This window comes from Synechococcales cyanobacterium T60_A2020_003, from assembly GCA_015272205.1.
In the GTDB taxonomy this organism is placed as follows: Bacteria; Cyanobacteriota; Cyanobacteriia; order RECH01; family RECH01; genus JACYMB01.
Map to the genome: position 1 here is coordinate 1 of JACYMB010000003.1, position 6,400 is coordinate 6,400.

Annotated in this window: 8 protein-coding genes and 1 pseudogene; 7 read left to right on the plus strand and 2 right to left on the minus strand. The window is 53.6% G+C overall.

What is annotated here, in order from left to right; genetic code table 11:
* Positions 1-131, minus strand: a 131-nt coding sequence (locus IGR76_00050) for an IS5/IS1182 family transposase (GenBank protein ID MBF2076940.1), incomplete at its 3' end; no start/stop codon positions are given.
* A gap of 108 nt (positions 132-239) precedes the next feature.
* Here IGR76_00050 and IGR76_00055 point away from each other — a divergent pair.
* The 4 genes and pseudogenes from IGR76_00055 to IGR76_00070 all read left to right on the plus strand — a co-directional run bounded on the left by IGR76_00055 (position 240) and on the right by IGR76_00070 (position 3,273).
* The gene (locus IGR76_00055; protein ID MBF2076941.1) at positions 240-524 is read left to right on the plus strand and encodes a hypothetical protein; all 285 of its coding nucleotides are present in this window, start codon (positions 240-242) and stop codon (positions 522-524) included.
* Positions 521-847, plus strand: a complete 327-nt coding sequence (locus IGR76_00060; protein ID MBF2076942.1) for a hypothetical protein — start codon at positions 521-523, stop codon at positions 845-847. The genes IGR76_00055 and IGR76_00060 overlap by 4 nt, the downstream gene beginning before the upstream one ends.
* Before the next feature lie 36 nt (positions 848-883).
* A pseudogene (locus tag IGR76_00065) lies at positions 884-1,992 on the plus strand (ISAs1 family transposase).
* A 63-nt stretch (positions 1,993-2,055) separates the two neighbouring features.
* Positions 2,056-3,273: an IS256 family transposase gene (locus IGR76_00070; protein MBF2076943.1), complete on the plus strand. Its 1,218-nt coding sequence runs from the start codon at positions 2,056-2,058 to the stop codon at positions 3,271-3,273.
* Between the two features lie 160 nt (positions 3,274-3,433).
* Here the strand turns inward: IGR76_00070 and IGR76_00075 are convergent, their stop codons facing one another.
* On the minus strand, positions 3,434-3,592 hold the full coding sequence (locus IGR76_00075; protein ID MBF2076944.1) for a hypothetical protein: 159 nt from the start codon (positions 3,590-3,592) through the stop codon (positions 3,434-3,436).
* A gap of 229 nt (positions 3,593-3,821) precedes the next feature.
* On the opposite strand from IGR76_00075, the gene mnmH reads away from it, so the two are divergent.
* From mnmH to IGR76_00090, 3 genes are read left to right on the plus strand one after another with little or no spacing between them, the layout of a single operon-like run.
* Positions 3,822-4,871: a tRNA 2-selenouridine(34) synthase MnmH gene (gene mnmH, locus IGR76_00080; protein MBF2076945.1), complete on the plus strand. Its 1,050-nt coding sequence runs from the start codon at positions 3,822-3,824 to the stop codon at positions 4,869-4,871.
* 43 nt (positions 4,872-4,914) lie between these two features.
* Positions 4,915-5,094 carry a DUF4089 domain-containing protein gene (locus IGR76_00085; GenBank protein MBF2076946.1) on the plus strand — a complete coding sequence of 60 codons (180 nt, stop codon included), beginning with the start codon at positions 4,915-4,917 and terminating at the stop codon, positions 5,092-5,094.
* On the plus strand, positions 5,091-6,392 hold the full coding sequence (locus tag IGR76_00090; protein ID MBF2076947.1) for an AtzE family amidohydrolase: 1,302 nt from the start codon (positions 5,091-5,093) through the stop codon (positions 6,390-6,392). Before IGR76_00085 ends, IGR76_00090 begins: the two co-directional genes overlap by 4 nt.
* The last annotated feature ends 8 nt before the right edge of the window (positions 6,393-6,400 follow it).

A 6,400-nucleotide genomic window follows, 5' to 3' on the forward strand; every position in this document is an offset into this window, starting at 1 on the left:
GGTTTGCCGCTCAACTCCTCGACCACCCACTGCCCCAGCACAGATTCTTCGATCCAGAAGGTGAGGCTTCCCCTAGCCTTCAATCCAGCGTTATACTCTGACCAGTTGCGGATGCGGTATTGAGGTTTCATGGCAGGTTTTATATGTGATAACTGAAATTTACCATGCCTCTCCTGCCCGCAACCCCTCTTTCATGCAACAACGCCGATCAATTGGATAAAGTCGAGCTTAGTAGCCCTATGACTCTAACCCTTAACCTATCGCCAGAGCTAGAACAATATCTTTTACAGGAAGCCAATCAGCACGGGCTTTCAGTGGAAGCATTGGCATTACAGCTTTTGACAAATTCTATTTTGCTGAAGCAAAGACAAACTGAAGCAGTGAATTTACTTCAGTCTTGGCTGGATAGTGAGGATGAAGAGGAGCGACAGGAAACAGGTCAGTATTTGGTTCAGGTTCTAGATGACGATCGGTTATCTGAGCGTAAGTTGTTGCCGGCTGAGTTGAAGGGTATAACCTGGTGAGTCGAGTTATTGTGCTAGACACGGGACCACTGGGTTTGGTCACTAATCCTAAGCTGTCTTCTGAAAGTGCTGCTTGTGCCCAGTGGCTTCAAGCCCATATTGCGACAGGCAATCGCATTATCATTCCAGAAATTGCAGACTATGAACTTCGGCGCGAGTTATTACGAGCCAACAAGACCAAAGGTATTGCTCGTCTGGATGAACTTGCAAAGTTTCTAGAGTATTTGCCGATCACTACAACAGCTATGCGTCAAGCCGCAAAGTGTTGGGCACAAGCACGTCAGGAAGGACAACTAGGGCAAACGCATAAAAATAGGGCATAGGCTGAAGGCAGTAAAGCAGTTGCTGAGGAAACTACGATGAGCCAGCCCAACGATGGGAGCATTCTGACTCACGTTGCCCTGTTGGAAGAGCCCCGAGCCCCCCGGGGCAAAGAGCATCGATTACTCGACATCATCGGCCTAGCCATTTGTGCGGCGATCTGCGAGGCTGAACGTTGGAGTGCCATTGAGGAGTATGGACGGGCTAAAAGCGAATGGCTCAAAACGGTTCTCGCCTTGCCTAATGGCATTCCGTCCCACGATACCGTAGCTCGCGTGTTTGGCCGCCTTGACCCAGAAGCGATGCAGCAATGCTTCCTGAGTGGGATTGCGGCGATTAGTATCCCCATCGATGGCACAACTGTGCGTGGTTCCTATGACAACAGCAGTGGCAAGGGGGCAATCCCCAGGGTTAGTGCCTGGGCCAGTGCCAATCGACGGGTGTTGGGGCAACGCAAAGTCGATGAGAAATCGAATGAGATCACCGCCATTCCCCACCTGCTGGACATGCTCTCCATTGCTGGATGTATCGTGACCATTGACGCGATGGGTTGCCCGAGGGAGATGGCCGCCGCCCTCATGGACGGAGGTGCCGATTCCGTTCTTGCGCTCAAAGACAATCAGCCCACCTGGTTTGAGGATGGGCAATGGTTGTTTAAGCAAGCCGAATCGGTGCAGTTTCAGACCCTGGAGCATGATGTGGCTCAGTCGGTGGATCAAGGGCACGGACGCATTGAGATGCGCCGCGGTTGGACTCTCTCGGGTTCAGAGCTAGACTACCTGGTGCAAAAACCGCAGTGGAGCGGTTTGCAAACGGTGGCAATGGTTGAGAGTGAGCGGCGGGTGAATGGCAAAGTGAGTCGAGAACGGCGCTACTCCTTGAGCAGTCTGGGGCAGGATGCTCAGGTGATGAATGGGGCGATTCGGACGCACTGGGCCATGGAGAATGGCCTGCATTGGGTCCTGGATGTTTCGTTGGCTGAAGATGCCTGTCGGATTCGCAAAGACCACGCCCCGCAGACCATGAGCTTATTGCGACAGATTGCGTTGAATCGGTTGGGGCAGGACAAATCCACCAAAGTGGGCATCAAAGCAAAGCGCAAAAAGGCGGGGGGGATGATGCTTATCTCCGCAAAATGGGACTGTAAATTAGATTGTGTCAAAGGGAGAAATGAGATCTAATGAACTATTGAACCTGAGACATAAAGATGATGACATTTTCCCCTGAACGTCTCGATGAACTACTCAAAGGTTACCAAAACCCCGAAGACCTCCTGGGTGAAGGAGGCATTCTCAAGCAACTGACTAAAGCGTTGGTGGAGCGCTGCTTAGAAGCTGAAATGAAGACGCACATGGAGGAGCAACGCGCTGAATCTGCATCTGCATCTTCCACTGCCACGAATCGGCGCAATGGGCATAGTAAGAAAACGATTAAGGGCGAGTTTGGCGAAGCCGAGATTGTGGTTCCGCGTGACCGCACTGGTGAATTTGAACCGCAACTGGTGAAGAAGGGGCAGACCCGCTTTGACGGGTTTGATGACAAGATTCTGTCGCTGTATGCGCGAGGGATAACGGTGCGCGACATCCAGGCTCAGTTGCGTGACCTCTATGGGGTAGAGGTATCGGCAGGGGTGATCTCGAATGTCACCGAGGCCGTTGAGGAGGAGCGTAAGGTGTGGCAGAATCGTCCCCTGGATGCCCTCTACCCGATTGTCTACTTCGATGCTTTGCGGGTCAAAATCCGGCACGAGGGGCGAGTGGTCAACAAATCGATTTACCTGGCCTTAGCCGTAAATCTGTCGGGTAGCAAGGAGTTGTTGGGTTTGTGGGTGACCCAGAATGAATCGGCTAAGTTCTGGTTGCAGGTCCTGACAGAACTCCAAAATCGGGGACTCAAGGACATCTTCATTGCCTGTATCGATGGTCTAACGGGCTTTGCTGATGCGATTGAGGCTGTTTTCCCCAAGACGCTGGTGCAGCTTTGTATTGTTCACATGGTCAGGAATTCGCTGGCCTATGTGTCCTACAGAGACCGTAAAGCGGTTGCGGCTGACCTGCGCCTCATCTACACGGCGACAACCGAAGCGGAAGCCGAGCAGCGATTGGTGGAGTTCGCTGAAACATGGGACTCGCAATACCCGACGATTAGCAAGTCCTGGATCAACCATTGGCAGCGGATTATTCCCTTCTTTGCCTTCCCACAGGAGATCCGCAGAGTCATCTACACGACCAATGCGATTGAGTCTGTGAACATGAGCCTCAAAAAAGTCCTCAAGAATCATCGCGCCTTTCCGACAGATGATTCTGCTTTGAAGGTCATCTACTTGGCGATCGCCAATATCTCGAAAAAGTGGACGATGCCGATTCCGAATTGGAAGCCTGCTCTAAATCGCTTCGCGATTGAGTTCGGCGATCGCTTTCCCCCATAACCTTTCACCCCTGACACAAACTATTTGACATACCCCCTATAAGCATCGAACAGTCTGGCGCTATGGCGTTGAGGTCGCCTGCACAATCAAAGGCTCTCCAGGGGACCCACGGGTCGAGTGGGTCAAACCAGAACACCCCTTTACAGCGATTCGTGCGGCTTCAGAGGTTCATGCCAACCACAATGAAGCGCTCAATCGTTCCATCCGTCGTCGCTGCAGTGCCTATCGCAGGCGGCAGAACCATGACGCCAAGACCGTAGATGGACTCCAACGGGCAATCACGGCTCAACGACTCATCCACAATTGGATCAGACCGCATTGGAGTTTAGACGGAGAAACGACACCAGCGATGGCCCTGGGACTATGCGTTAGCGAAGCCTCTCCTCTGGAGAATCGTCCGATTCCTATGGAGGAATTCCTGACATTACGAGGCTTCACAGACATCACGAACTAGAAGACCAGTGCCACGCCGACTTCGAGCTTGGTGGGAAGGGAGTTTCATCGACTACACTAGGGAGACTAGACATAATAGATTGACGCTAAGTTTTATGGTGCGATCGGTTGATGTTTCCACCTTTTTAAGTGCGCCCGGACTGATGTTGGATGTGCGAAGTCCGGGGGAATATGCGGATGGACACATTCCAGGAGCGATCCGTTTTCCACTGTTCACCAATGAGGAACGGGCAATGGTGGGAACATGCTACAAACAGGAGGGGCGCGATCGCGCCATTGGACTAGGGCTAGAACTGGTTGGCCCAAAACTAGCGGATTTCGTCAAAACCGCAAAACAACTGGCGGGAGGTACTGAAATTCCCCTTCAGGTTCACTGCTGGCGAGGGGGAATGCGGAGTGGCTCGATGGCTTGGTTGCTAGAGACCGCCGGATTTAAGGTCATAACGCTGACGGGGGGATACAAAGCCTTTCGGCGCTGGGTGCGCGATACGTGCGCGATGCCGAAGCCCATCCTGACCTTGGGGGGAATGACCGGAACCGGAAAGACGGCCATTTTGCATAAACTGGCGCAGTTGGGAGAACCCGTGCTGGATCTGGAGGCATTGGCGAACCATCGGGGGAGTAGCTACGGAGCCTTGGGACTGGATCCGCAACCCACCAATGAGCAATTTGAAAATGATGTGGCGATCGCCTGGGCGGCATTACCTGTGAACAAACCCATTTGGATTGAAGCCGAAAGTCGGCGGATTGGCCTCTGCCGTGTTCCTCCAGAGCTATTTCAGCAAATGATGAGTGCGCCGATAGTCCAAGTGGTGCGATCGCGGGCAGAGCGGGTAGACATTTTGGTAGAGGTTTATAAAATTGCGCCCGTGGAGGAGTTGATTAACGCGACCCAGCGAATTCACAAAAAGCTGGGTGGACTTCGTACCCAGGAGGCGATCGCCCACATTCAGCAAAACCGACTAGCCGACGCTTGCGATATGATTCTGGACTATTACGATAAAACCTATCAGTATGATCTAGAGCGTAGGGGCGTAGACGTGCAAACCGTTGACGTTACCGGACTGTCTGCCACCGCCGCCGCCAAAAAACTCCAAGCCGAAGCCCGCTGCCGATCGTCCCCCACTCCTCTCGCCAACGTCTAAACCTCAATCCCATCACTCCATTACTCCATCACCCCATCACTCCATGTCCACCCCCTTCGACACCTACACCACCCTCACTGCCGCCCTCCTCAACCTGCCCATCGATCCAGCCTATCGTCCCGGTGTGATCGCCAATCTTGAACGAACTGAGGCGATCGCCCAACTGGTGATGGAATTCCCGCTACCCGAAGACCTCGAACCTGCTCCTATTTTTGTTCCATGACTATCGATCTATCTCAGACGGATGCCGTGGCGATCGCCCAAGCCGTACAGTCCGGCGAATTCTCTGCCCGCACCATCACAGAGTGGACGCTGAACCAAATTCAGCACAGAGATCCATCTCTGAATAGTTTTACGGATGTGTTGGCGGATCGAGCACTCCAAGATGCCGATCGCGTAGACCGAGCGATCGCCCAAGGAGACAATCCCGGCGTTCTGGCTGGGGTTCCCTTTGCGGTCAAAAATCTATTTGACGTAGCGGGTTTAAAGACTCTATCTGGATCGAAAATCAACGCCGACAATCCCCCTGCTAAATGTGACGCAACGGCGATCGCGCGCCTCAAACACGCCGGAGCGATTCTGGTGGGTACGCTGAACATGGATGAATACGCCTATGGATTCGTGACCGAAAATGTCCGCTATGGCTCGGTTCACAATCCCCATGATTTGAGCCGGATCGCAGGTGGATCTTCAGGTGGATCGGCAGCGGCGGTGGCTGGGGGATTGGTTCCTTTTAGCCTAGGCAGCGATACGAATGGCTCGATCCGAGTTCCGGCGGCTCTCTGTGGCATCTTTGGGTTGAAACCGACCTACGGACGGCTTTCTCGATCGGGGGTGGCGTTTCTATCGACGAGCCTCGATCACATTGGCCCTCTGGCGCGATCGCCCCGTGACATTGCCACTCTATTTGATGTGATGCAGGGATATGATCCGAACGATCCAGTGTGTTGCGATCGCCCTGTAGAGCCGATTCTGCCGAGTCTGAACCAGGGCATTGACGGTCTACGCATTGCCGTGGCCGATGACCATTTTCAGACCGGAGGCAAACCGGAGGCGATCGCTGCGGTGGAGCAAATCGCTCAGACTCTTGGTGTCACCCAACGAGTCTCTATTCCGGAGTCCCATCGGGCTCGTGCCGCTGCCTATGTGATTACGGCTAGTGAAGGCGGGAGTCAGCACTTCGCCAATCTCCGCACCCGTCCCCAGGATTTTGACCCTGCCACGCGCGATCGCTTTTTGGCGGGGGCACTAATGCCGAATGCTTGGTATCTCCAGGCACAGCGCTTTCGTCGTTGGTATCGCGATCGCGTTCGGGCGATCTTTGACAGCGTGGATATCTTCCTCGCGCCCACCACACCCTATCCTGCAACACCCATCGGACAAAGCAGTATCCAAATCGATGGTCAAGAGATCCTAATTCGTCCCAACCTGGGACTTTATACGCAACCTCTGTCGTTTATTGGGCTTCCAGTGCGGCGTTGTTGCATGAAAGAGGGGTTGCGGGCAGGAGAGGCATGGTAAATTTCAGT